Raw genomic sequence first — 25,071 nt, forward strand, 5'->3', positions numbered from 1 at the left:
AAGCGGCGGCAGTGCTGTCAGGGTTCTCGCTCACGCTTATCTCGGCATCCATTCCAGGTAGAACAGGCCGATGCCGACCCCGACGAACAGGCCCTGGATGATCCAGAACCGGATGACGATGGTCGTCTCGGCCCAGCCCTTGAGTTCGAAGTGGTGCTGCAGTGGCGCCATCCGGAACACCCGTTTTCCGGTGAGCCGGAACGAGGTGATCTGGATCATCACCGACAGGGTGATGAGCACGAACAGGCCGCCGATGATGAGCAGCAGCAGCTGGGTGCGGGTGGTGATGGCGAGGCCGACGATGAGGCCGCCCAGCGCCAGTGAGCCGGTGTCGCCCATGAAGATCTTGGCCGGCGGCGCGTTGTACCAGAGGAAGCCGATACACCCGCCGAGGGCCGCCGCCGCGACGACCGCGAGGTCGAGCGGGTCGCGCACCGGGTAGCAGCTGGGTTCGAGCGCCTGGACGCAGCTCTGCCGCAGCTGCCAGTTGCCGATGATGACGTAGGCGACCAGGGAGAGGATCGTCGCGCCGGTGGCCAGGCCGTCGAGCCCGTCGGTGAGGTTCACCGCGTTGGAGAAGCCGACGATGAGGAACAGCGCCCAGATCACGAACACGCCGAGCATCAGCGGCGGTCCGAAGTCGCGCAGGAAGGACAGCTGCGGGGACGCCGGCGTGTAGCCGTAGCCGTTGGGGAACTGGGTGACGCCGATGGCGAAGCCGACGCCCACGACGGTCTGGCCGAGCATCTTCGCGCCGCTGCGCAGGCCCAGGCTGCGGCGCTTGTAGATCTTGATGAAGTCGTCGAGGAAGCCGACGCAGCCCATGCCGACGAAGAGGAACATCACCAGCAGCCCGGACACCGTCGGCCGGGTCATCAGCGCCAGGTGCGAACCGAAGTAGCCGATGACCGCGCCGAGGATGATGACGATGCCGCCCATCGTGGGCGTGCCCTGCTTGGTCTTGTGGCCTTCGGGGCCGTCGTCGCGCACCTCCTGGCCGAACTTGAACCGGTACAGGATCCGGATCACCATCGGCATGAGCGCCATGGAGAAGATGAGTGAGAGCGCCGAAGCGATCAGAATGCCGGTCACTTGGCGTCCCCCCCGGACTTGAGCAGCTCGGCGACCCGTTCCAGCCCGGCCACGCGCGATCCCTTCAGCATGACGACGTCTCCTGCCCGCAGGCGCTCACGCAGCGCCGACGTGGCGGCCGCCGCGTCGGGGACCCTGACGGTCTCCCCCGGCCACCCCTGCACGCTGTGTGCACCATCGGCGATGGGCGCGGCCTCGTCCCCGACGACGATGATCCCGGCGGCCCCGGCTTCGGCCGCGAGGCGGCCGACGGCTTCGTGCTCGGCGCGGTGCCGCTCCGCTCCCAGTTCGGCCATCTGCCCGAGGACGGCGAACGACCGCCGGTTCTCCCCGAGCCTGCCGAGCGTCCGCAGCGCCGCGGCCATGGACTCGGGGTTGGCGTTGTAGGCGTCGTTGACGACCGTGATACCGCCGTCCAGCTCGTCGACCTCCATGCGCCACCTGCTGACCGGGTCGGCCTGGCCCAGCGCGGCGGCGATGGCGTCGACGCCCATCCCCGCCTCCGCGGCGACGGCTGCGACGGCCAGCGCGTTGTGCACCTGGTGGGTACCCACCAGTGCGAGGCGCACCGGTGCGGTGCGGCCGCCGACCTCCAGGGTGAACGCGGCCCGGCCCAGGGCGTCGAGCTCGACGTCCGTGGCCCGCACGTCGGCGCCGGCGGAGGTCCCGTAGGTGACCACGCGCGCCTTGGTGCGGTCGGCCATGCCGATCACGGCGTCGTCGTCGGCGTTGAGCACCGCGAGCCCGCCGTCGGCCGCCGCGGGCAGCGCCTCGACCAGCTCGCCCTTGGCCTGGGCGATGGCCCCGCGGCTCCCGAACTCGCCCAGGTGGGCGCTGCCCACGTTGAGCACCACGCCGATGCGCGGCGGGGCCAGCGAGCACAGGTAGGCGATGTGCCCGGTGCCGCGCGCCCCGACCTCCAGGACCATGTAGCGGGTCGCCTCTTCGGCGCGCAGCACGGTCAGCGGGTGGCCGATCTCGTTGTTGAACGAACCCTGGGTGGCCAGCGTGGCCCCGCTGTGCGCCAGCACCTGGGCCATCAGGTCCTTGGTGGTGGTCTTGCCGGACGATCCGGTGACGCTGATGATGTCGGTGTCGGCCAGCTCGTGGGCGACGGCCCGCGCGAGGCGTCCCAGGGCGGCCTGGACCCCCTCGTCGCCTCCGTCGACCAGCAGGTGCGGGGCGTCGACCGGCCGGGACGCCAGGACCGCCACCGCTCCCGCCTCGACGGCGGCGCGGGCGTAGTCGTGGCCGTCGACGTGTTCGCCGGTGAAGGCGACGAACAGCGAGCCGGACCGGGCCTGCCGCGAGTCGATCACGACCGGGCCGTTGACGATCTCCGCTGCACGCGCCGATCCGCTTAACCGGGATTGGGTGATCTCAGCGATCCGATCGAGCGTCAGCGCGATCAAATCCACTCCTCATGTCGGGGCCCGGTCCTCCGCGCCTGTGGCGCTCCCGGGAACAGACGGCGCGAATGCGGGGAAGCGCGGTACTCGTCTACTTGGGAGCGGCGTCAGCACGCCACGGAGCCGGGCTGCGATTGCCGGACCTAACCTTAGAACATGTTGGGCCGCAGGGGTTGCGCCCAGGCCGGATCACGACCGATCCGTGATCACCTGTCCATGTCTTCGCCTCTCACGACCGTATCGCCCGTCATGAGGGAGACCGTCGCGGGCCGTCCGGCCGTGCGCGCCCCCGCGGCCACATCGGAACCACACCGGAACCACACCGGATCCACACCGATCTGGGCGGCGTGTACCGATCCGTGAGTGCTCGGTGCACGCCGCCGAGATCAACGGACGCGACGTGGACGGGGGGCCGCGCGGCCGGGCGCTCAGTCGTGTGCCAGCCGACGCAGGGCGTCGCGCAGCACCTCCCGGTCGTCGAAGGGCAGCACCTCGCCGCGGACGTACTGGCCGCGCTCGTGGCCCTTGCCCGCGACGACGACGACGTCGCCCGGCCGGGCCCGGCGGACCGCGGTCTCGATGGCAGTGGCCCGGTCGGGCTCGACCGTGATGCGGGCGCGCTGGTCCTCGGGCACCTTGGCGACGCCCTCCAGCATGCTGTGCACGATCGTGATCGGATCCTCACTGCGGGGGTTGTCGTCGGTGAAGACGACGGCGTCGGCGAGCCGGGCGGCGGCCTCGCCCATCAGCGGGCGCTTGGCCCGGTCGCGGTCGCCGCCGCAGCCCACGACCATGGTGAGGCGGCCGTCGGTGATCTCCCGCAGCGAGCCGAGCACGGCCTCGATCGCGCCGGGCTTGTGCGAGTAGTCGACCAGGGCGGTGAAGTCCTGGCCCTCGTCGACGGGTTCCATGCGCCCGGGAACGCCCGATGCCGCGGCCACCCCTTCGACCGCGGTGTGCATCGGGACCCCGGCCTCGACGAGGCCGACGATGGCGGCCATGGCGTTGGACACGTTGAACGGGCCGGGCAGCCGAACCGCGGCGTCGGCCTCCATCCCGCCGGGTCCGACCAGGCGGAAGGTGCTGCCGTCGGCGGACAGCCGCACGTCGAGCGCGCGCCAGTCGGCCTCGGGATCGCCCTCGGAGGAGAAGGTGGTGACCGGGATCGCACCGCGGGCTCCGACCATGTCGATGAGGGCGCGGCCGAACTTGTCGTCCCGGTTGACCACGGCGACCTTGGCGTACTCGGGGGTGAACAGCCGCGCCTTGGTGTCGAAGTAGTCGCGCAGGTCGGCGTGGAAGTCCAGGTGGTCCTGGGAGAGGTTGGTGAAGATCGCCACGTCGTAGGCGGTGCCGCCGACGCGGCCCATCGCCAGGGCGTGGCTGGAAACCTCCATCGCGGCGGCGGTGACGCCGTTCTCCCGCATCACGGCGAACAGGCCATGCAGGTCGGTGGCTTCCGGGGTGGTCAGCGAGGAGTCGACGCGCTCGTCGCCCACCCGCATCTCGACGGTGCCGACGAGGCCGGTGTGACGCCCGGCGGCGCGCAGCCCGGACTCCACGAGGTAGGTGACGGTGGTCTTGCCGCTGGTGCCGGTCGTCCCGATGAGCAGGAGCTCCTCGGCGGCGTTGCCGTACACCCAGGCGGACACCTCTCCCAGGCGGGTGCGCGGATCGGTGACGGACAGGACGGGAAGCCCGGTCTGCGCGGCACGCTCGGCGCCGGAGGGGTCGGTGAGGATCGCGGCGGCGCCGGACGCAGCGGCCTGCGCGGCGAAGTCGGCGCCGTGCCGGGTCAGGCCGGGCAGGGCGGCGTAGATGTCGCCGGGCCGCACACTGCGCGAGTCATGGGTGATCCCGGTGATCGTCGTCTCGGTCACATCGGGCTGGGCTCCGCCGCCGACCGGCTCATGGTCGGCGGGTCCGGCGAGCACGCCCGGCCCGAGCAGGCGGACGAGGTCGGACAGCGGGCGGAGTCGATTCTGGTCAGGTCGCATTACCGGTGGCACGTCGAGAGGCTATCGGCTGGGATCGTCGGAAGGTTAATTCCGAGAATGGCACACCCGGGCGGCCGCGTGTGGGGTTCGTCGCAGCGCGCCGGGAGAGCTCCGCCGGGCCCGCGGGTCCGGCGGGGCGTCACTCGTTCTCCATGAGGCGGATGTTGGGCGCGTCGGTGCCGGTCGAATCGATCTTCAGGGACTTCAGCGCGAACGTCATCACGTCGGTGAAGACCGGCGCGGCCGCCTTGCCGGCGTAGTACTCCTTCTTCGGGTTGTGCAGCACCACCTGGACGATGAGCTGCGGGTCGTCGGCGGGGGCGAAGCCGACGAACGAGGAGGTGTGGCCACCGCCCTTGTAGGAGCCGGTCTCCGGATCGACCCGGTTGGCGGTGCCGGTCTTCCCGGCCACCCGGTAGCCGGGGATCCGGGCCTTCTCGGCGGTGCCGTCCTCACCGGTGACCGCCTCCAGCATGAGCTTGAGCTCGTCGGCGGTCTCCTTGCTGATGACGCGCTCCTTCTTGGCGTCGGGGGCCGGGGTGAACTCGCCGTCCTCGTCGACGGTCCCGGCGAGTACGTGCGGTTCGACCCGCACTCCGTCGTTGGCGACGGTCGCGTACACGCTAGCCATCTGCACGGCGTTGACCGACAGGCCCTGTCCGAACGAGATCGACGGGAGCTGGGTGCCCCACCAGTCGTCGGGGTCGGTCAGGATCCCGGCGTTCTCGCCGGGCAGGTCCAGCCCGGTGGGCTGGCCGATCCCGAACTTGCCCAGGTAGGTGTAGAGGCGGTCCTTGCCCAGCTGCTCGCCGACCTGGATGGTGCCGACGTTGCTGGACTTGGCGATGATCCCGTTGAGCGTCATCCGCTCGGTCTCGTGAAAGTGGTCGTCCTTGAAGGTGCGGTCGTAGCGCTGGATGGAGTAGGGGACGGTGTAGACCGTGTCGGGCGTGGTGAGCCCCTCCTCCAGGGCCCCGGCCGCGGTGATGACCTTGTTGGTACTGCCGGGCTCGAACGCCTCCGCCACCGCGCCGTTGGAGCGCTCCTCGGCGGTGGAGGAGTCGATGTCCTGCGGTGAGTAGGTGGGGTAGTCGGCCATCGCCACGATCTCCCCGTCGGGGCGCATGACGATCACGCTGCCGCCGTCGGCCTCCAGCTCCTCGGAGCGTTCGGCGATGGCCTGCTCGGCGTGCCACTGCACGTCCTGGTCGAGGGTGAGCCGCGCGTCCTTGCCGGGCACCGGGTCCTTGGCCAGCCCCCCGGCCATGGGGATCTGGGTGCCGGAGGCGGCGAGGTCGACCTGCTGGCGCCCGGCCTCCCCGGCCAGCGTGGTGTCCAGCACGGCCTCCAGCCCCTCGGCGCCCTGGCCCTCGGCGTTGGTGAAGCCGATCAGATCGGCGGCGCCGGTCTCGTCCGGGTAGATCCGCTTGTAGTCGACCATGGCGCCCAGGCCCTGGAAGCCGTGCGCGGCCAGGTCCTTCCACTCCTGGGGGGGCACGTTCTGCTCGATCACCTGGTAGCGGCTGGGGGTGGCGTCGACCTTGGCGGCGACGGCGTCGGTGTCCAGACCGAAGCGCTCGGAGAGTTCGCCGATGAGTTCGCCGCGCTGGTCGGCGCGGATCTCGGTGGGGTCGACGAACACGAGGCGGGACTCGACCGACATCGCGAACGGGTTGCCGTTGATGTCGGTGATCGCACCGCGGGTGGTCGGGATGTCGATGGTGGTCCGCCGCTGCTGCTCGGCGGCAGCGGCATACCTCTCGGCCTCGATGCCCTGGATCTGGATCAGCCGACCGGCGAACACCAGCATGATCACGACCATCATGACCAGTGAGAGCTTGATCCGCCGCTGCGGGTTGACGAGGCGGAAGCGGCGGCGCGGGGGCGGGGCGGGGCCCGAGGGCCCGCCGTCGCCGCGGGGGCGCGCTGCCGCCCCGGGCCGAGCCGGGCCGGAACCGGCAGGGCTCCGGCGGGTCCGGCGGCGCTGCGGCTCGCCGCCACCGGAGGCGCGTGGGCGCTCCTGGCGACCGTCCTTGGCGGCGGACCCGCGGCCGGACCGCCCCGAGGAGGCGGGACGGCGGGGGTCGCGAGACCGCCCGTCGCGCGACGGACTCACCCATGTCTCCTAGCGGTCGGTCTTCTCCTCCCGGCGCCCGCACGACGCCCCGTCACGGTGTGCCCGCCTCGGGGTCGCCGTTGACCGTTCCGGTACGCAGATCGATGAACAGCGGCGCGTCGCCGGGCTCCATACCCATCGCCTCGGCCTCCGATGCGATGCGGTCGGGCGCCTCCAGCGCGATCACGTCCTCGCGCAGCGCCTCCTCCTGGTGGGACAGGTCGCGGTACTCCTGCTCCAGCTCGGTGATGGCGAAGGCGTCCTCGATCAGCACGGTGCGCAACGTGAGCAGGCTGATCATCGCCCCGCCGAGCAGGCCGAGCACGAGCAGGACGAACGGCATCCGCGGTGCCCGCGACGCAGGCCGGCGCTGGGGCGCCGATGTGCGTTCGGGCGCGGGGCGGGTGCCGTCCGGGGTGCGCTTGCGTTCCGGGGCGCGGGTGCGTCCGGATGTGGCGGTGCGGGTGCGGGCTCTGCCCCGCGCCCGGCCGTCGGTGGTGGTGCTCATGGATGTGTTCGCCTCCCCACTCGGCCCCGTGCCGCTCTGACCCGCTCGGCGGCCCGGAGCCGGGCCGAGGCGGCGCGGGGGTTGCCTTCGCTCTCGTCCGCGGAGGGCTGCTCGGCGCCGCGGGTGAGGAGTCGTAGTTCGGGCTGGGCGTCGGGGAGCGGGACGGGCAGGTCGGGCGGGGTGGTGTCGGTGGCGAGAGCGGCCAGGGCGCGCTTGGTGAGCCGGTCCTCCAGGGAGTGGTAGGACAGCACGGCGATCCGCCCGCCCACGGCCAGCCGCCCGATGGCGGCGGGCAGGGTGCGCTCCAGGATCGCCAGCTCGGCGTTGACCTCGATGCGCAGCGCCTGGAAGGTGCGCTTGGCCGGGTTGCCGCCGGTGCGGCGGGTGGCGGCGGGGATGGACTCGCGTACGAGGTCGGCCAGCAGCCGGGTGGAGTCGATACGGTGCCGGATGCGTTCACGCACGATGGTGTGGGCGATGCGCGCGGCGAAGCGCTCCTCGCCGTAGTCGCGGAGGATGCGGGCGAGTTCGGCGGCGGAGTAGGTGTTGACGACGTCGGCCGCGGTGAGCTCCTGGGTGCGGTCCATCCGCATGTCGAGCGGGGCGTCGTAGGAGTAGGCGAAGCCGCGCTCGGCCTCGTCGAGCTGGGGTGAGGAGACCCCGAGGTCCAGCAGGACGCCCTGGACCTCGGTGATGCCGAGGTCATCGAGGACGCGGGGGATGTCGTCGTACTCGGCGTGGGCGAAGTCCACGCGGCCGGCGAACGGGGCGAGCCGCCGGCGGCTGCGGTCCAGGGCGGTGGTGTCGCGGTCGACGCCGACCAGACGCAGCCCGGGGTGGGCGGTGAGCATCGCCTCGGAGTGGCCGCCGAGGCCGAGTGTGCCGTCGACGAATACCGCCCCCGGGCGCTCCAGCGCCGGGGAGAGCAGCTCGACGATCCGGTCGAGCATGACCGGAACGTGTGCCGCCGCGGCGTCTCCCGATGCGTCTCCCACCGTGTCCCCCATGAGCACAGTGCCCCCCTTGTTGTCGATGTTCTCGCGGACGTCCCCCCGGACCCGCGGCCGTCCGGACCGGCGGCCTCCAGACGCTACCCGGAGAACGTGCGCCACCTGGCACCGGGGAAGCTGTGCCAGCTGGCCTCCGGTCGCGTCTGAAGGCCCTGGTTCCGGACTGGACACTTGACGGCGGTGGCGTCGCGCCGACCGCGGCCGCCGGCCGTGGCCGTCGACGCGGTGCCGCCACGTCACTCACACCCCCGGCAACACCTCCTCCGCCAGATCCGCGAACACCTGCTCCTGGTCGGCCTCGTAATCGGCCCAGGCCCGCGCGTCCCAGATCTCCAGGCGCGTGTTGGCTCCGATGACGACGCAGTCGCGGTCCAGGCCCGCGTAGCCCCGCAGGTGGGGCGGGATGGTGATCCGGCCCTGCCGGTCGGGGACCTCATCGGACGCGCTGGCGAAGAAGACGCGGCTGTAGTCGCGAACCGCCTTGGCGGTGACCGGCGCCGCGCGCAGGGCCTCGGTGATGCGCTCGAACTCCGCCATCGGAAAGACGTAGAGGCAGCGCTCCTGACCCTTCGTGATCACCAGTCCCCCCGACAGTTCGTCGCGGTACTTCGCCGGAAGGAACAAGCGCCCCTTCGTGTCGAGGCGGGGTGCGTGGGTGCCGAGGAACACCGGCACCACCTCCCCAGCCCTGCGGGGGCGGTCTCCCGCCCCACGATGCCCCACTGTACTCCACTCTCCCCCACGGTCAACAGAATCACCCGCCGTTCCAGAGCTGTCGAACCGATGAATGTGCAGGTCACAAGGGGTTGAGGGGGGTGGTGCGCCGGGGGTGTGCCCTACGCGGCCCGCGGGCGGGAAGGCGGGGACGGCCCCGGGTCGCCCGTCGGTACCGCTGTGCATTCCCCCGCTTTGGGGTTAGCCTCGGGTGCGTTGGTTGCGGGTCCGGGGGAAAGGGGAGAGGTGTCGCTCGACGCTCGATACGACACGAACGGGTTCGACGGCCGTCCCTCCCACACCGGCGGCGTCCTGGTCGTCGCCGACCAGATCCGGCGTGCGGTGGAGACGGTCATCGAGGGCAAGCCCGAGGTGGTGCGGATGGCCCTGACCGTCCTGCTGGCCGAGGGCCACCTGCTCATCGAGGACATCCCCGGTGTCGGCAAGACCATGCTCGCCAAGGCGCTCGGCCGGGCCGTGGACTGCTCGGTGCAACGGGTCCAGTTCACCCCCGACCTGCTGCCCAGCGACATCACCGGGGTCAGCGTCTACCACCAGGAGCGTCACGAGTTCGAGTTCAACCCCGGCCCGGTCTTCGCCAACATCGTGCTGGGCGACGAGATCAACCGGGCCTCCCCCAAGACCCAGTCGGCGCTGCTGGAATGCATGGAGGAGATGCAGGTCAGCGTGGACGGCGAGACGCGTCGGCTGGAGCGCCCGTTCATGGTGATCGCGACCCAGAACCCGACCGACATGGAGGGCACCTACCCGCTGCCCGAGGCACAGCGGGACCGCTTCATGGCGCGGATCTCCGTGGGGTACCCGACCCCGCAGGCCGAGCTGGACATGATCGACACCCACGGGGCGCTCTCCCCCCTGGACGGCCTCGCCCCGGTCGCCGACACCGCCGAGATCCGGGCCATGGTCGCCCACGTGCAGACCATCCACGTCGCCCCCGGCATCCGCCGCTACGCCGTCGACCTGGTGTCGGCCACGCGGACCGCCCCCGAACTGCGCCTGGGCGCCTCGCCCCGGGCCACCCTGCACCTGATCCGGGCGGCACGCGCGTACGCGGCATTGGAGGGGCGCGCCTACGTCGTCCCCGACGACGTCCAGGCGCTCGCCGTGCCCGTGCTCGCCCACCGGCTACTGCTCGCCCCCGAAGCCCACATGGAGCGCCGCACGACCGAGCACATCGTCTCCGACCTCGTCGCCCGGCTACCGATCCCCGGCCCCCGCTAGGACATGATCCACCGAACACGCCCCGGTCCGGTGTCGTCCACCGGCTCCCCCCGGCACGGCGGCACGCCGCCCGGCCCGGGAGGTGGGGCGTTCGCAGGCGGACGGGCGGCGGACGGGCCCGAACCCCCTGCCCCCTGCCGAGCGGCCGAGAGTTGAGTCCCGTGCGTGCCTTCACCTTCCGCGGCCTGTCCCTCCTGTGCGCCGGTGCGGCCCTGCTGGCCGCCGGGCTCATCATCGGCCAACGCGACGTGGTCGGCCTGGGGGTACTGGTAGTCGCCGTTCCGCTGCTGTCGCTTGCCGCACTGGCCGGATCACCGCGGCGGCTCACGCACACCCGCGCCCTGCAGCCCGAACGCGTCCCGGCCGGAAGCGACGCGCGGGTCCTCATCCGCGTGGCGAACACGTCGCCCTCGCGGGGGGTCGCCGGGCTGACGGCCGAGGACACCCTGCCCAACCTCCCCGACGACGCGCCCCGCTTCGATGTCGGCCTCCTGCGGCCGCGGGAGGTCCGCGACCTCTCCTACCGGATCCGGCCGCCGGTGCGCGGCGGCTACCCCGTCGGCCCGCTGCGGGTGGCCGTGGACGACCCGCTGGGCTGCGTGCGGCTGCGGCGCACACTGGGCACCCACGTCCCGCTGCTGGTGACCCCGCCGGTGGTGGCCCTGCCGAGGGCGTGGCCGATGGGCGGGGCCGCCGACGCCGGAGAGAGCAGCACCCGGTTCGTCACCGGGGTCGGCGAGGACGACCAGGTGCCGCGCGCCTACCGGCACGGCGACGACCTGCGCCGGGTGCACTGGCGCAGCACCGCGCGAGCCGGCGAGCTCATGGTGCGCCGCGAGGAGCACCGGCTCGGCGACCACAGCGCGGTCCTGCTCGACATGCGGCACGGCGCGCACGCGGGCGAAGGCGCGGACTCCTCACTGGAGGCGGCGGTCAGCGCCGCCGCATCCATCGCCCTGCACCTGATCGGCCGCCGCCAGGAACTGCGGCTGCTCACCGACGAGCGGGAGGTCCCCGGCGGGGGCGGAGAGCGGGTGCTGGACGCGCTCGCCCTGACACCCTCCTCGCGGGCGGCCCGGCTGGGCCGCGGCATCGACCTGGCCGCCGGATCGCCGGTGGCGGGCACCGGCCTGTGCGTCGCGGTGCTCGGCGCCCTCGCCGACACCGACCTCGCCGCGCTCGCCCGCCTGGGCTCCGCGCACAGCCACCGCCGTGTCGCCGTCCTCTGCACGGCGGCGGCCTGGCCCTCTCCCGGCGACCTCGACGCCGCCGCAGCCGCGCTCTCCCGCACCGGCTGGCTGGTGTACCGGATCGACACCGCCGACGACCTCCTCGACACCGCGCTACCCGCCCGGGCCGGGTGGGGAGGTGCGACGCGGTGAGACTGAGCCTCGGCGCCTCCTCGGCGAGCCCGGTGGCCCCGGCGTCAGGACGACTGCGGGCCGCCGCCTCCGCGTGCACGCTCGCCCTCGCACGGTTCCTCCCCGCGCGCTCGGACTCACCACACACTCCACCGCCGACCCCACCGGGCCTACGGCCGTTCGGCGCCGCCGCCTCCGCGTGCACGCTCGCCCTCGCACGGTTCCTCCCCGCGCGCTCGGACTCACCACACACTCCACCGCCGACCCCACCGGGCCTACGGCCGTTCGGCGCCGCCGCCTCCGCGTGCACGCTCGCCCTCGCGTCGATGCTGGCGGTGCTGGCGGCTCTTCCCGTCCTCGCACCGATCCTCCGGGGGGACGGGTGGTGGACGGCGGCCGCGGTCACCGTGGCGGCGGTCGCGCTGACCGGGGTGGTGGTGCGGGTGCTGCGGGTCTCCGAGGCGGTGCTGCCCCTGCTGCAGGCCGCGGCCGGGGTCATCGCGCTGACCGCGCTCTTCGCGCCGGGGCAGGCGGTCGCCGGGCTCATCCCGACACCGGAGTCGGCCGCCGCTCTGCTCTCCCTCGCCGCCGAGGGACGCGCCGAGATCGACGCCAGCCCCGCGCCGGTCGCCGCGGGCCCCGTGGTGGCCCTGGTGGTCGCCCTGGGCATGGGGCTGCTGGCGCTCCTCGCCGACTTCCTCGCGGTCACCGCGCGCATGCCCGCGCTCGTCGGCCTGCCCCTGGCCGGGATGGCGCTCCTCGTCCTCTCCGTGGACGACCAGGGCATCGCCTGGTGGGCGTTCGCCCTGGCGGCAGCGGGCTACCTGGGGTTGCTCGGTGTCGACTCCTGGATCCGGGCCGGGGCGCGCGGGATCCGGCCGTTGGGGAGCACCGGGTCCGCGGCGCGCGCCTTCGGCGCCCTGCGGCGCGCCGCCACGGCCGGGGCTGTGGCCGCGGCCGCCATCGCACTCGCCCTGCTCGTTCCGGTGGCGGTCCCCGGGCTGGGCGACGGCGCGCTGTTCCGGATGGCGCAGAGCGGGATGATCGGCAACGACGCCGTCACCACGACCCACCCCCTGGTCAGCCTGCGCACCCAGCTGGCCGACGACAGCGGTACGGCCGTCCTGTCCTACGGCAGCGACGACTCCGACCCCGACTACCTGCGCACCTACGTTCTGGACGTTTTCGACGGCGAGAACTGGACGATGTCGTCGCTGCGCGCCGGACGCAACACCCGTGTGGGCGCCGACGACCGGCTTCCCCTGCCGCCGGGGACTCCGCGCCTCACCGGCGACCCGGTGCGCACCGAGGTGTCGGTGGCGGGCGACGCCCGGGACGTCGACTTCCTGCCGATGCCCTACCCCGCGCTGTCGGTGGACGTCGGGGGCGAGTGGTTCGCCGACCCCGCCACCCAGATGGTGTTCCGCACCGGCGGCGGGGAGCGTTCGCTGGACTACCGGGTGGACAGCGTCCGGCCGCGGCCGAGCGCGGCCGAGCTGGCCGCGAGCGGCGGCACACCCGGGGTCGACCCGCAGTACCTGCGGGTGCCGGAGGACGTCGATCCGCGGGTGGCGGAGCTGGCCCGTTCGGTGGTGGGCGGGGCGCGGACTCCGCACGAGCGGGCGGTCGCGCTGCAGGACTGGTTCACCGGAGCCGGGGGGTTCACCTACGACCTGCGGCCGCCGCCCCTGCCCGAGGGAGCCGACCCGCTCGCCCACTTCCTGCTGGAGGGCCGCGTCGGCTACTGCGAGCAGTTCGCCGGGGCCATGGCGCTGATGGCGCGCCAGATCGGCGTCCCCGCCCGAGTGGCCACGGGCTACACCGCCGGGACGCAGGTGGCGGACGACCGGTGGGAGGTGCGCCGGTCGGACGCCCACGCCTGGCCGGAACTGTACTTCGAGGGGCAGGGGTGGCTGCGGTTCGAACCGACCCCGTCGTCCGGCGACGGGCAGGGAACGGCCTCGGTCCCCTCGTACGCGGAGCCCGCGCCGGAGCCCGGCGGCGCGGCCGATGACCCCGGCCCCCGTCCCGACACCGCGGAGGAGCGGCCGGAGCGCCCGGACCCCGCGGGGCCGGAGGCGGAGGACCCGGCGGCCCCGGCACCGGGCTCGGCCACGGAGGGCACGGGCGGGTCGGCCGACGCGGCGGCACTGGGGAGGATCCTGCAGGCCGCCGCGGTCGCGCTGTTGGTACTGCTCGCCCCGGCGCTGACCGCGACGGCCGTCCGGCATCTGCGGCAGTCGGGGGCGACCACCGACAGCGCGCGGGCGCGCGCGGCCTGGCTGGGGCTGCGGGACGAGGCCGCGGACCTGGGGGTGCCGTGGAGTCCGGCGGAGAGCCCGCGGACCATCGCGCGGCGCCTGGCGGTGGAGTACGGGCTGTCCGGGGCCGCGCGCGAGGCGGTGTGGCGGATCGCGCTGGCCGAGGAGAGCGCGCGCTACGCCCCGCGCCCCGTGGTCCCCCGGTCCCTGGCCGCCGACGTCCACACGGTGCGCCGCGCACTGCGGCGCCGGGTGGGTCTCGCCGCCCGGGTGCGCGGCACCCTGCTGCCCCGTTCGCTACTGCGCCGCGCGGGCGACGTCCGGCGGGCGGCACGGGTCCGCACCGGCTGAGCGGCGGGCGGCGCCGATGCGGGTGCCGCCCGGGTCACGGTCGGACGGAGACGCGGGGTCGACAGGCGGGGTGCGCGCGGCGGCGCGACAGGCCTTGCATAGGCGAACGCGCCCGCCGCAGACCGGCGGGCGCGTTCGCCGACACGTGAACTCAGCGAGAGAGGCGCTGCTGCCGCGACAGCAGAGTCAGTGGTCGCCCTCCTGGCGGCGGCGCCAGCGCTCCTCGAAGCGGTTCATCATCCCGCGGCGTTCCGCCCGGGGCTGTTTACCCTCGACGGGTGCCGCGGTGCCCTCGGCGCCGCCGACGACCCGGCGCCATCCCGACAGCCCCCACAGGGTGCAGGACAGCATGATGATGAAACCGACGGCGCTGATCGCCGGCTGCTTGAAGATCACACCGGCCATGAGGAGTGAGACGCCCAGGACGAAACCGATGGACGCCTTGATGATCCACCGCTTGTAGTGCACCGCGGGGTTCGTCTGGCGGACGGTGTTGGCGAACTTCGGATCCTCGGCATAGAGCGCCTGCTCGATCTGGTCGAGCATACGCTGCTCGTGTTCAGAGAGCGGCACGGCGCCTCCCAATGACAGTCCCCGATCGGGGCAACGGGTACTGAACAGCAGTCTGATGGTCAGTGATATGCCCAGAATACGGTGCCTTAGCGCCCGCTGAAAAGAAAAGATGCGCGTGTAGCTGACCCACGATGGTCACTCTACCCCTACTGTCCATTGGCGACACCGGTCCAAAGTCCCCGCTTCCACCCCGGAACCCAGGGCATCGATATGCCTCATGTCCCGGCCAACGATCGAACTGACCGAAAAGTGTCGCACTCAGGCGTCGTTCTCGTCACGCCGGGCCAGCGCGGCGGGCTGGATCGCCCCGGCTCCGAACTTCCGGGTGACCCGGTCCATGGCCTGTTCGGCCTCCCGCCAGCCGGTCTCCGGCTCGTCGAAGGCCAGCTGCCGGTGCACCTCATCGGCGCCCGCCAGTCCCTCCACGCGCACGCCCACCAGGCGCAGCCGGACCCGCTCCAGACCGGACGCCGCGTACAGCTCCCGGGCGACGGCGTTGATGTCCCGGGCGACGTCCGTGGGTCCCGACAGGGTACGCGAGCGGGTGACGGTCCGGAAGTCGGCGCGACGCAGCTTCACCACGACCACGCGCCCCACCTGGCCGCTGGCGCGCAGCCGCCGCGCCACCGCCTCGGACTGGCGCAGCAGCTCGCGGTTGATCACCTCGGGGTCGTCGACGTCGCGGTCGAACGTCTCCTCGGTGCCGATGCTCTTGTCGGGGGCCCCGGGCACCACCCGCCGCTCGTCGCGGCCCCGGGCGAGCTCACTGAGCCGCCCGCCCACGGCCTGCCCCAGCTCGCGGCGGAGCGTGTCCGGGGAGACCCGCGCGACGTCGCCGACGGTGCGCAGGCCCAGCCGGGTGAGGTGCTGCTCGGTCTTCTCCCCCACGCCCCACAGCTGCCCCACCGGAAGCGGGTCCAGAAAGGCGGGGACCCGGTCGGTCGGTACCAGCAGCAGGCCGTCGGGCTTGCACCGGGTGGAGGCGAGCTTGGCGACGAACTTGGTCGAGGCGATGCCCACCGAGCAGGTGAGGCGCTGCTCCTCGCGTACCCGGGCGCGGATGAGCTCGGCGATGCGTACCGGGCTGCCCAGGCGCCGCCGCGCCCCGGCGACGTCGAGGAACGCCTCGTCCAGTGAGACGGGCTCGACGTCGGGGGTGACGGCCCGAACGATGTCCATGACCGCTTCGGAGGCCTCGCGGTAGGCGGCGCCGTCGGGCGGGAAGACGAGGGCGTCGGGGCACAGCCGCAGGGCGCGCACCATGGGCATGGCCGAGTGCACGCCGTAGGTGCGGGCGATGTAGTCGGCCGAGGAGACCACGCCGCGGGGGCCGGTCCCGCCGACGATGAGGGGCCGGCCGCGGGTCTCGGGGTTGCGCAGCCGCTCGACGCTGGCGAAGAACGCGTCCATGTCGAGGTGCAGGATGGTGCAGTCGGCGTCCGCGACGACGGCATCGGGCACGATCGGTTCGATACCGTCCGCGCCGATCACTCCGCGCAGTGCGGCCCCGCGTTCCAGCTGGCGTCGGCTCATGTCACCAGTGTGCCGGACAACTGCCGCAATGGCGCCGATTGTGCAGGTCGAAGCCGCCCTATGTGGTCCGGTTCGCCCGTGGCCGGACCGGATGCGGACCGCCCGGCCGATCGGGAGGCGCCCACGGTGTGTCGCGGCCGTCCCGCATCTGCCCTTCCCTGCCGGGTCAGGCCGGCTTGCGGGCCAGGACGTGCAGCTGGGTGGCGATACCCGAGAGCTCCGGGTGCACCGCGGCGTCCTTCTCCAGTTCGAGCAGCTCGCGGCCGGTGTTCGGGTCGGATTCGAAGACACGGCCCGGCAGCAGGTCGGCGAAGACGCGCACGCCGCGGACCTCCGGCGCGGTGAGACCGCACTCCTCGACCAGCGCCAGCAGGCGGTCGGCGGTGAACCGGCGCGGCATGGGGTCGCCCTCGCCCCAGCGGCCCTCGGGGTCGGCCAGCAGCCGGTGCGCGTCGGCGACGTGCCCGGCCAGCGCCCGGTGCAGCGCCCCGGCCACGGTGTTGGTGGCCAGCAGGCTGACCGCTCCGCCGGGCCGGGTGATGCCGACGACATCGGCCAGGGCGGCGCGCGGATCCTCGACGTACTCCAGCACGTTGTGCACGAGCACGAGGTGGGCCTGCCCGGCGGGGAGGAGCTCGGCCAGGTCGCGGGTCTCGCCCTGCATCGCGTGCACGCGGACCCCGGCCTCGGCCGCCCGGCGCTCCAGCGCGGCCAGCGAGTCGGGGTTGGGCTCCACCACGGTGACGCGGTGCCCCAGCTCGGCGAGCGGGACGGCGGCGCCTCCGGTGCCGCCGCCCGCGTCGACGATCTCCAGCGGGGAGTCGGCCGTGGGGCCGAGCCCGGCCAGCAGGTTGCGCAGCGCATCCCACACGACGGCGGTGCGTGCCGTGCCCGCGGCCCTGTGCGGGCCGGAGGAGGTCGCGCCGTCCACGGTCATGCCACCGGCCTTCTCGGTCACCCTCGTCCCCGTTCTTCCCCGTCGCGCCCGCTCTTCCGCGGCGGCGTGTGCGGCCGCCGCCCCGCTACAGCGCGAGCGACGCCTTGTTCTCCATCAGCCGGGAGAGCAGGCCGTTGATGAAGGCCGGTGACTCCTCGGCGGACAGCTCCTTGGCCACCGCGACCGCCTCGGCGATCGCCACCCCGTCGGGGATGTCGTCGGCCCACAGCAGTTCGTAGGCGCCCATCCGCAGAATGTTGCGGTCGACCACCGGCATGCGCTCCAGCGTCCACCCGATGGCGTACTCCTGGAGCAGCGCGTCGATGCGGGTACGCCGCTCGTCGACCGCTGTCGCGAGCTGCTCGGTGAACTCGTTGATCGGAGGCTCCGGCTGTGCGCGCCGCCGCTCCAGGACCTTCGCCACGGGGGTCTCCCGGAGCTCGGATTCGTAGAGCACCTCGATCGCGCGCCTGCGGGCCTTGCGCCGTGCGCCACTCACTGTGTGTTTCCCTGCTCGCTGTAGTCCGGCCGCTTCGGGTGGACGGTCATCAGTTGACGCGTCCGAGGTAGTCACCGGTGCGGGTGTCGACCTTGACGCGCTCGCCCGTGGTGATGAACAGCGGCACCTGGATGACGGCGCCGGTCTCCACCGTGGCGGGCTTGGTGCCACCGGTCGAGCGGTCGCCCTGGACACCGGGGTCGGTCTGCGAGATCTCCATCTCCACGGAGGCGGGCAGCTCGATGTAGAGCGGGTTGCCCTCGTTCGTCGCCACCGTGACCGTCGCGCTCTCCAGCAGGAAGTCCGCGTTGCCGCCGACGACCTTGTCGGAGACGTTGATCTGGTCGTAGGTCTCGGTGTCCATGAAGACGTAGGAGTCGCCGTCGTTGTACAGGTACTGCATCTCACGGCGGTCGACGTTGGCGATCTCGACCTTCGCCCCCGCGTTGAAGGTCTTGTCGACGGTCTTTCCGGAGACGACATTCTTCAGCTTGGTGCGGACGAACGCGCCGCCCTTGCCCGGCTTTACGTGCTGGAACTCTACGACGTTCCAGAGCTCACCGCCGTCGAGTCGCAGCGTCGTGCCGTTCTTCAGGTCGTTCGTCGTGGCCACTTCTGTCGTCTCTCCATGGGTTGGGCACGGTGGTCGGTGCGTGTGTCCGCGGGATCCCCGCCGTCGGTGCGGACGGTGGGTCTCCTGTGCGGCCAGTCTAGTGGCTCCCCGGGGTGAGGGGGTCAGGCGCCGACGGCGCCGTAGGCGGCGTCCAGTAGGTCGTCGTCGGGGCCGGTGAGGATCGCGGGCTTCCCGATGCCGTCCAGCACGACGAAGCGCAGGGTGGCGCCGCGCGCCTTCTTGTCGACCCGCATGGCCTCGCGCAGCTCGCCCCAGACCTCCCGGGAGTACCCGGTGGGCAGCCCGACGGAGGTCAGGATGGAGCGGTGGCGCTGCACGGTGGCGTCGTCGATCCGGCCGTCGAGGCGGGCGAGTTCGGCGGCGAAGACCATACCGATGGAGACGGCGTAGCCGTGCCGGAAGGTGTAGTTCTCCGCGCGCTCGATGGCGTGGCCCAGGGTGTGGCCGTAGTTGAGGATCTCCCGGCGCCCGCTCTCCCTCAGGTCGGCGGAGACCACCTCGGCCTTGACGGCGATGGCGCGTTCGATGAGCTCCCGGGTGTGGCGCCCCTCGGGGCGGGTGGCGCCGTCGGGGTCGTCCTCGACCAGGTCGAGGATGACCGGGTCGGCGATGAACCCGGCCTTGACGACCTCGGCCAGCCCGCCGATGTAGTCGGCGGGCGGCAGCGTCGGCAGGGTGGCCAGGTCGCACAGCACCCCGGCCGGGGGATGGAAGGCGCCCACGAGGTTCTTGCCCTCGGGGGTGTTGATCCCGGTCTTGCCGCCGACCGCGGCGTCCACCATCCCCAGCAGCGTGGTGGGCACGAGAACGCAGCGGACCCCGCGCAGCCAGGTCGCCGCGACGAATCCGGCGAGGTCGGTGGTGGCGCCGCCGCCCACGCCCACGACGGCGTCGCTGCGGGTGAAGTTCGCCTGGCCGAGCCGCGACCACGACTCTGCGGCGGTGGCGGCGGTCTTGGCGGCCTCGCCGTCGGGCACGGTCAGCGCGTGCACGGTGTACCCGGCGGCCCGCAGCGCCCCCAGGACGGGGCGGGCGACCTCGCCCAGCGCCTCGGGGTGGACGACGGCGACCTGTTCGGCCCGCTCGCCCACCAGCCCGGGCAGCTCACCGAAGATCCCGCTGCCCACGACGACGTCGTAGGGGGCCGAGGCTCCGCCGACCGCGATCCGGGTGGAGCTCATCGCGTGTCCTCCTTCTGCCCGGGCAGGGAGGCGACGATCGCGTCGACGACCTCCTCCGGGTGGTAGCCGCTGGTGGGAACGGTGGCGCTGGCCAGACCGCGATAGATCGGCAGCCGCTCCTCCAGCAGCTTCCTGAGCTTGGTGCGGGGGTTGCCGACCAGCAGCGGGCGGGGGGTGTCCAGGCCGACGCGCTTGGCGGCATCGGCGAACTCGACCTCAAGGTAGACCACGTGGTGGTCGGCCAGGTCGGCACGTGTGTCCGGGTCGAGGACGGCGCCACCTCCGAGAGCGACGACACCGGGATGGGCGGCCAGCGCCCCGGCGACGACCTCGCGCTCCAGGGCGCGGAAGGCGGGTTCGCCGTCCTGCACGAAGATGTCGCCGACGGGCTTGCCCGCGCGCGCCGCGATCTCGACGTCGGTGTCCATCAGTTCCACGCCCAGCCGTTCGGCCAGCGCCCGGCCCACGGTGGACTTGCCCGCACCGGGCGAGCCGATGAGGACCGCGATCGGTGTACTCATCCGTCCCTTTTGTTCCTCGTCCGTTCGTGCCGAAGCGTCCCGCCGGCCCCGCGGTGCCGGGGCTGCCTAGCGAATGTCCAGCGTGTCCAGGTAGGAGCGCAGGTTGCGGGCGGTCTCGGCCACCGAGTCGCCGCCGAACTTCTCCACCGCGGCCTCGGCGAGCACGAGCGCGACCATGGCCTCGGCGACCACCCCGGCGGCGGGGACCGCGGTGACGTCGCTGCGCTGGTGGTGGGCCAGGGCGGGCTCGCCGGTGGTGACGTCGATCGTGTCGAGCGGGCGCGGGACGGTGGCGATGGGCTTCATCGCCGCGCGGACCCGCAGCGGCTCGCCGGTGGACATGCCGCCCTCCACGCCTCCGGCGCGGTTGGTGCGGCGGCGGATACCCTCGGTGCCCGGTCCGGGCTCGATCTCGTCGTGCGCGGCCGACCCCCGGCGCGCGGCGGTGCGGAAGCCGTCGCCGACCTCGACGCCCTTGATGGCCTGGATGCCCATGAGCGCCCCGGCCAGCCGCGCGTCCAGGCGGCGGTCCCAGTGGACGTGGCTGCCCAGGCCGGGCGGGAGGCCGTAGGCGAGCACCTCGACGACGCCGCCGAGCGTGTCACCGGTCTTCTTGGTGTCGTCCACCTCGGCGACCATCCGCTCGCCTGCCTCGGCGTCGAAGCAGCGCAGCGGGTCGGCGTCGATGGCCTCCAGGTCGGCGGGGCCGGGCAGGGGGCCGTCCTCGGGGACGGCGACCGCGCCCATGGAGACGACGTGGCTGAGGATCTCGATGCCGAGTGCCTGGCGGCAGAAGGCGCGGGCGACCTCGCCGATGGCGACGCGCGCGGCGGTCTCGCGGGCGCTGGCGCGCTCCAGGATCGGGCGGGCCTCGTCGTGGCCGTACTTCTGCATGCCCACGAGGTCGGCGTGGCCGGGCCGGGGACGGGTCAGCGGCTCGTTGCGCGCCAGCCCCTCCAGCTCCTCGGCGGGCACGGGGTCGGGAGACATCACCTTCTCCCACTTGGGCCACTCGCTGTTGCCCACCTCGACGGCGACCGGCCCGCCCTGGGTGCGGCCGTGTCGGATCCCGCCGATGACGGAGACCTGGTCCTGCTCGAACTTCATCCGGGCGCCCCGGCCGTACCCGGCGCGACGGCGGCGCAGCGCGGCGGCGATGTCGTCCGAGGTGACGGAGACACCGGCCGGGAGGCCTTCCAGAATCGCGACGAGTGCCGGTCCGTGGGATTCCCCTGCGGTCAGCCAGCGCAACATGCCCTGATCTTCCCACGGTCCGGGGGTGGAGCGCACACCAGGGCTCGGAGTCCCCGCCCGGCCGCAGCTCAGATGAGCAGGGGAAGCGGGTCTCCCACAAGGACGACGGCGAGCGCGCCGACGATCATGAACGGCCCGAAGGCGAGCTGGGTCTTGCGGGTGGCGCGCCCCAGCGCCATCAGGGAGAGCCCGACGGCCGACGACAGGAGGAACGCCAGGAACGTGCCGGAGACGACGCTGGAGAGGCTCTGCCAACCCAGGTAGAGGCCGAGCAGGCCGGACAGCTTGACGTCACCCCACCCCATCCCGGCGGGGTAGATGAACCAGAGCAGGAAGTAGAAGGCGGCCAGGGCGGCCATGCCGATCAGGGCGCCGGCCGCGACACCGGGCGCCGCGGCCGCAGCCGGTCCGACACCGCCGACCAGGTCACCGGGGCCGCCGAGGTGGGGTGCGGTCAGGATGCCGCCGAGCACCAGGGGGGCCGCGACCACGTAGGAGCGCAGCACCAGCACGTCGGGCAGCCGGTGGACGCGCACGTCGATGACCGACAGGACGGCGCCCAGCGCACCGAGGAACAGCAGCGCGACCAGCGCGACCCAACCGGACCCGGCCATTCCCAGGCCGGCCCCGGCCGTGTACCCTGCGGCGGCGAACACGGCGGCCGTGGTCCACGCGGTGGCCGCGGAGGTCGGCACGGTCGCGGCGCAGGCCGGGCACCGCCCGTGCCAGAGGAAGCCGACCGGCCGGGGCAGCGGAAGCCAGCGCAGGAAGGGGATCTCGGTCCCGCAGTGCGGGCAGGTGGGCGGCGGCGGTCCGGAGTCGTCGTCCGGCGCGGGGTCGTGCCGGACGAAGAGCGGAACCATGCGCCCGGTGGCGCGCCCCACCGGAATCCCGGCCAGGCCGAGGGCGGCCGCGAGCACGACGGTGAGCACGGCATCGGGGGATGTGGGCATGGAGGGAAACCTACCCGTCCCGCGATGAACATGGTGAGAGGAGTCGATCCCGTCCGATCCGTCCCCTCGTACGCCCTGGCCATCGCGGGTAGGGGCGGGTCAGTCGGCCTCGGCTCGGCGGGCCCGGACGACGGCGCTCAGTTCGACGCCGCCGGGGAGCAGTGGGGCGAGCTCGGCCGCCAGCCGGTCGGCGACGCGGCGGATCGAGTCGTCGTCGCGGCGGTCCAGTTCCAGGCGGACACCGATGTCGGCGCGCTCTGAGCTGTGGATGCGCACGCGCTCGATGCCGAACTCGGTGTGGGTGATGCGGTAGATCATGGCGAGGACCTGGGGGTCCTCCTGGGGCTCGGGAACGGTGCCGCGCTCGGCGAGGATGGTGAGGAAGCGGCCCTGGACCGCATAGGTGATCGGGCCGGCGACGTCGATGACGAGGGCGTCGGCTCCCTCGTCGATCGCGGACTTGCAGGCCTCGATCGCGCTGACGGGGACGGGGCGGGCGTCCTCGCGCCAGCGGCGGACGGCGTCGACCGAGGTGAAGGCGAGGACGCCCCGGCGGCCGTCCTTACCGATCATCAGGGGGACGGCCACCTCGCTTTTCTTGTCGCGCTTGAGGCCGTCCTCGCCTTCCTCGACCTCGGTGGGGACGGCGACCACGGGGACCAGCACACGGGACGGGCCGAGTGCGGCCAGCACCTGGCGGTCCCCGATGTCGCCACGGGAGTAGGCCTCCAACCGCTCGGTCACCTGTGGATCGGCTGAGCCGTCATCGTCGCGAAATCTCTGTGCGCCGGTGATGGTGGGTCGTTGGGTCACGACTGGTGACTCTACCGAGTCCGACATGGCACGAGGGGAAGAGCGGGATTAATCCCCCTGCGGGGAGGCCGATCTCACCTCATCTGCGGGAGCGCTCGCGCAGCCCGGCCTCCAGGACGCCCATGATCTCGCCCAGGCGCTCCACCTGCTCGTCGGTGAGCCGGTCGAACATGCACTCGCGCACCCGGCCGACGTGCCCGGGCGCGGCCTCGGACAGCGCCTTCTCGCCGTGCTCGGTGAGCACCGCCCACGACCCGCGGCGGTCCTGGGAGCAGCTCTCCCGGCGCACGTAGCCGTCGCGTTCGAGGCGTGCGATCTGGTGCGACAGACGGCTCTTGGAGACGATCACGCTGTCGGCGAGGTGGCGCATGCGCACCCGCTGCCCCTCCGCCTCCGACAGGCTCACCAGGATGCCGTACTCGACGAGCGTCAGCCCGTCGCGCTGCCGCAGATCCCGGTCGAGCTCTTGGTTCATCAGGGAGTTCGTCCGCAGGAAGCTGCGCCAGATGCGTTGCTGATCGTCATCGAGCCAGTCGACCGGGTCCATGGCCGTCATCGTAGTCCGCCCGCCGCTGCCCACGGGGTCCCCTGCCATGTCATTCCTTACCAGCAAGACTCCTCCTCGGAATCAAAAACGTGTCAACGTGGTAACTGATTGTTATCATGCAATCTCGTCATCTTTCGGGGGGAATCATGGCCGATTTCAACCTCAAGCCCGGGACCTGGCAGATTGACCCGACACATTCCCAAATTGGTTTCTCTGTCCGCCACATGATGATCAGCCGCGTGCGCGGCCGCATGGAGAAGTTCGGCGCCACCCTCGACGTCGGCGACGACCCGCTGACCTCCTCTGTCACCGCCAGGATCGACGCCTCCTCCATCGACACCGGCAACGAGGAGCGCGACGCCCACATCCGGTCGTCCGACTTCTTCGATGCGGCGACCCACCCCGAATGGACCTTCGCCTCGACGGCCATCCGCCCGGACGGCGCGGCATTCCTCCTCGACGGCCGGCTGACCGTCAAAGGGACCGCCCTCCCGGTCGCGCTGCGGGTGGAATTCAACGGCACCACCACCGACCGTTACGGGCTGACCAGGGCCGCTTTCCATGCCGAGACCGAACTCAGCCGCACCGCCTTCGGTGTGGACATCCAGATGCCGATGGACGGCGGCGGAGTGGTCGTCGGCGACCGCGTCACCGTGGAGATCGACGCCGAGTTCGTGCACGATCGGCGGTGACCGCCTCCGGCCAGGGCCCGTGCCGGGCCGCAGAGCGCGCGGACACCGCCGCGGGGCCCCCGAACCCCGGATCCCGACTTTCACGACACTCCGTCGTATGATCGCCGTGTCCGATATGGACCGAAGATCACCGAAAGGATCCGAAGACCGTTGCCACCGACACCGTTCAGTCCCGAGGTCGTCCAGGCCGTCACCAAGCACATGAACGACGACCACGCAGCGGACTCCCTGCTGATCTGCCAGGCCCTCGGTGGTCGCCCCGCGGCCACCGCCGCCCGGATGACCGGCCTCGACGGCTACGGCGCCGACTTCGCGGCCGTGGTGGACGGAACCGAGGTCGAGGTGCGCATCCCCTGGTCCCGCCCGCTCAGCGAGCGTGCCGAGATCCGCCGGGAGGTCGTGCGCATGTACCAGGACGCCTGCGAGATGCTCGGCGTCCCACCGCGACAGGGGGACGGCCGGCACTGAGCCTGCCGACGGCCGCCACCCGGGGCGCTACGGGGTGCTCGCGCCCGCCGCCCGCACCCCCGCGACGGCACCTCCCGCCAGCAGCGCCGTCATGACCGCCAGCACCGCGAACATCGGGCCGGTCGCGCTCCCGGGCTCACCGGCCAGCGCACCCCGGACCACGAACGCGATCCCCGCCAGCGACAGCCACATCGCCGACCAGAAGAAGTACGGCTGCGCCCGGCGGTGCGCGGCCAGCCAGGCCTCCTCCGAACGCAGGGTCGAGGGGACGCGGATTCCGGGACTGGAGTGAATGTCGATTCCCCTCCGCACCGCGTGCTGACCGGTCCAGGCCAGAAAGGCGCTCAGCGCGCCGAAGGCGAGGCCGAGCACGAACCACTCCGACATCGTCACCGCTCCCAGCGA

General features: G+C 72.7%; 24 protein-coding genes. 5 read left to right on the forward strand and 19 right to left on the reverse strand.

Features of this window, described 5'->3' with window-relative positions; all coding sequences use genetic code 11:
• Window positions 1–36: 36 nt before the first annotated feature.
• The 7 genes from mraY to mraZ form a co-directional block, all read right to left on the reverse strand.
• Window positions 37–1,047, reverse strand: a complete 1,011-nt coding sequence (gene mraY, locus HNR23_RS12500) for a phospho-N-acetylmuramoyl-pentapeptide-transferase (RefSeq protein WP_221308597.1) — start codon at window positions 1,045–1,047, stop codon at window positions 37–39.
• Between the two features lie 41 nt (window positions 1,048–1,088).
• Window positions 1,089–2,504 (reverse strand): UDP-N-acetylmuramoyl-tripeptide--D-alanyl-D-alanine ligase, encoded by a 1,416-nt coding sequence (locus HNR23_RS12505; RefSeq protein WP_184075749.1) that lies wholly within the window; start codon window positions 2,502–2,504, stop codon window positions 1,089–1,091.
• A 425-nt stretch (window positions 2,505–2,929) separates the two neighbouring features.
• Window positions 2,930–4,498 (reverse strand): UDP-N-acetylmuramoyl-L-alanyl-D-glutamate--2,6-diaminopimelate ligase, encoded by a 1,569-nt coding sequence (locus HNR23_RS12510; RefSeq protein WP_184080246.1) that lies wholly within the window; start codon window positions 4,496–4,498, stop codon window positions 2,930–2,932.
• A gap of 139 nt (window positions 4,499–4,637) precedes the next feature.
• Window positions 4,638–6,614, reverse strand: a complete 1,977-nt coding sequence (locus HNR23_RS12515) for a penicillin-binding transpeptidase domain-containing protein (protein WP_184075750.1) — start codon at window positions 6,612–6,614, stop codon at window positions 4,638–4,640.
• Window positions 6,615–6,666: 52 nt separating this feature from the next.
• Window positions 6,667–7,122 carry a hypothetical protein gene (locus tag HNR23_RS12520; RefSeq protein ID WP_184075751.1) on the reverse strand — a complete coding sequence of 152 codons (456 nt, stop codon included), beginning with the start codon at window positions 7,120–7,122 and terminating at the stop codon, window positions 6,667–6,669.
• Window positions 7,119–8,129 (reverse strand): 16S rRNA (cytosine(1402)-N(4))-methyltransferase RsmH, encoded by a 1,011-nt coding sequence (gene rsmH, locus HNR23_RS12525; RefSeq protein ID WP_184075752.1) that lies wholly within the window; start codon window positions 8,127–8,129, stop codon window positions 7,119–7,121. Before rsmH ends, HNR23_RS12520 begins: the two co-directional genes overlap by 4 nt.
• Before the next feature lie 243 nt (window positions 8,130–8,372).
• Window positions 8,373–8,801 (reverse strand): division/cell wall cluster transcriptional repressor MraZ, encoded by a 429-nt coding sequence (gene mraZ, locus HNR23_RS12530; RefSeq protein ID WP_184075753.1) that lies wholly within the window; start codon window positions 8,799–8,801, stop codon window positions 8,373–8,375.
• Window positions 8,802–9,092: 291 nt separating this feature from the next.
• On the opposite strand from mraZ, the gene HNR23_RS12535 reads away from it, so the two are divergent.
• The 3 genes from HNR23_RS12535 to HNR23_RS12545 all read left to right on the forward strand — a co-directional run bounded on the left by HNR23_RS12535 (window position 9,093) and on the right by HNR23_RS12545 (window position 14,061).
• Window positions 9,093–10,088 carry an AAA family ATPase gene (locus HNR23_RS12535; RefSeq protein ID WP_184075754.1) on the forward strand — a complete coding sequence of 332 codons (996 nt, stop codon included), beginning with the start codon at window positions 9,093–9,095 and terminating at the stop codon, window positions 10,086–10,088.
• Window positions 10,089–10,249: 161 nt separating this feature from the next.
• Entirely contained in the window at window positions 10,250–11,470 is a 1,221-nt protein-coding gene (locus tag HNR23_RS27495; protein ID WP_184075755.1) for a DUF58 domain-containing protein, read from the forward strand.
• Between the two features lie 305 nt (window positions 11,471–11,775).
• Window positions 11,776–14,061 (forward strand): transglutaminaseTgpA domain-containing protein, encoded by a 2,286-nt coding sequence (locus HNR23_RS12545; RefSeq protein WP_184075756.1) that lies wholly within the window; start codon window positions 11,776–11,778, stop codon window positions 14,059–14,061.
• A 186-nt stretch (window positions 14,062–14,247) separates the two neighbouring features.
• On the opposite strand, the gene HNR23_RS12550 is transcribed toward HNR23_RS12545, so the two are convergent.
• The 11 genes from HNR23_RS12550 to HNR23_RS12600 all read right to left on the reverse strand — a co-directional run bounded on the left by HNR23_RS12550 (window position 14,248) and on the right by HNR23_RS12600 (window position 23,515).
• The gene (locus HNR23_RS12550) at window positions 14,248–14,634 is read right to left on the reverse strand and encodes a DUF3040 domain-containing protein (RefSeq protein ID WP_184075757.1); all 387 of its coding nucleotides are present in this window, start codon (window positions 14,632–14,634) and stop codon (window positions 14,248–14,250) included.
• Window positions 14,635–14,892: 258 nt separating this feature from the next.
• Window positions 14,893–16,167 (reverse strand): DNA polymerase IV, encoded by a 1,275-nt coding sequence (locus HNR23_RS12555; RefSeq protein ID WP_184075758.1) that lies wholly within the window; start codon window positions 16,165–16,167, stop codon window positions 14,893–14,895.
• 166 nt (window positions 16,168–16,333) lie between these two features.
• Window positions 16,334–17,104 carry a methyltransferase gene (locus HNR23_RS12560; RefSeq protein WP_184075759.1) on the reverse strand — a complete coding sequence of 257 codons (771 nt, stop codon included), beginning with the start codon at window positions 17,102–17,104 and terminating at the stop codon, window positions 16,334–16,336.
• Window positions 17,105–17,189: 85 nt separating this feature from the next.
• Entirely contained in the window at window positions 17,190–17,603 is a 414-nt protein-coding gene (gene nusB, locus HNR23_RS12565) for a transcription antitermination factor NusB (protein WP_184075760.1), read from the reverse strand.
• A gap of 49 nt (window positions 17,604–17,652) precedes the next feature.
• A complete protein-coding gene (efp, locus tag HNR23_RS12570; RefSeq protein ID WP_184075761.1) occupies window positions 17,653–18,216 on the reverse strand; it encodes an elongation factor P in 564 nt (187 codons plus the stop codon).
• 122 nt (window positions 18,217–18,338) lie between these two features.
• Complete coding sequence (gene aroB / locus HNR23_RS12575) at window positions 18,339–19,418, reverse strand: 3-dehydroquinate synthase (protein ID WP_184075762.1); 1,080 nt, start codon at window positions 19,416–19,418, stop codon at window positions 18,339–18,341.
• Window positions 19,415–19,939 carry a shikimate kinase gene (locus tag HNR23_RS12580; RefSeq protein ID WP_184075763.1) on the reverse strand — a complete coding sequence of 175 codons (525 nt, stop codon included), beginning with the start codon at window positions 19,937–19,939 and terminating at the stop codon, window positions 19,415–19,417. The genes aroB and HNR23_RS12580 overlap by 4 nt, the downstream gene beginning before the upstream one ends.
• Window positions 19,940–20,005: 66 nt before the next feature.
• On the reverse strand, window positions 20,006–21,193 hold the full coding sequence (aroC, locus tag HNR23_RS12585) for a chorismate synthase (RefSeq protein ID WP_184075764.1): 1,188 nt from the start codon (window positions 21,191–21,193) through the stop codon (window positions 20,006–20,008).
• Window positions 21,194–21,261: 68 nt separating this feature from the next.
• Window positions 21,262–22,146: a prepilin peptidase gene (locus tag HNR23_RS12590; protein ID WP_184075765.1), complete on the reverse strand. Its 885-nt coding sequence runs from the start codon at window positions 22,144–22,146 to the stop codon at window positions 21,262–21,264.
• A gap of 99 nt (window positions 22,147–22,245) precedes the next feature.
• Window positions 22,246–22,986, reverse strand: coding sequence for an SseB family protein (locus HNR23_RS12595; protein WP_184075766.1), 741 nt, complete (start codon window positions 22,984–22,986; stop codon window positions 22,246–22,248).
• Window positions 22,987–23,038: 52 nt separating this feature from the next.
• Window positions 23,039–23,515 carry a MarR family winged helix-turn-helix transcriptional regulator gene (locus tag HNR23_RS12600; RefSeq protein ID WP_184080248.1) on the reverse strand — a complete coding sequence of 159 codons (477 nt, stop codon included), beginning with the start codon at window positions 23,513–23,515 and terminating at the stop codon, window positions 23,039–23,041.
• Between the two features lie 137 nt (window positions 23,516–23,652).
• On the opposite strand from HNR23_RS12600, the gene HNR23_RS12605 reads away from it, so the two are divergent.
• Window positions 23,653–24,198 (forward strand): YceI family protein, encoded by a 546-nt coding sequence (locus tag HNR23_RS12605; RefSeq protein ID WP_184075767.1) that lies wholly within the window; start codon window positions 23,653–23,655, stop codon window positions 24,196–24,198.
• Window positions 24,199–24,348: 150 nt separating this feature from the next.
• Entirely contained in the window at window positions 24,349–24,666 is a 318-nt protein-coding gene (locus HNR23_RS12610; RefSeq protein WP_246421726.1) for a DUF2470 domain-containing protein, read from the forward strand.
• Window positions 24,667–24,693: 27 nt separating this feature from the next.
• Here the strand turns inward: HNR23_RS12610 and HNR23_RS12615 are convergent, their stop codons facing one another.
• Complete coding sequence (locus HNR23_RS12615) at window positions 24,694–25,053, reverse strand: SdpI family protein (RefSeq protein ID WP_184075768.1); 360 nt, start codon at window positions 25,051–25,053, stop codon at window positions 24,694–24,696.
• Between the last annotated feature and the right edge of the window lie 18 nt (window positions 25,054–25,071).

The sequence above is a fragment of the Nocardiopsis mwathae genome (assembly GCF_014201195.1).
Taxonomy (GTDB): Bacteria; Actinomycetota; Actinomycetes; order Streptosporangiales; family Streptosporangiaceae; genus Nocardiopsis_C; species Nocardiopsis_C mwathae.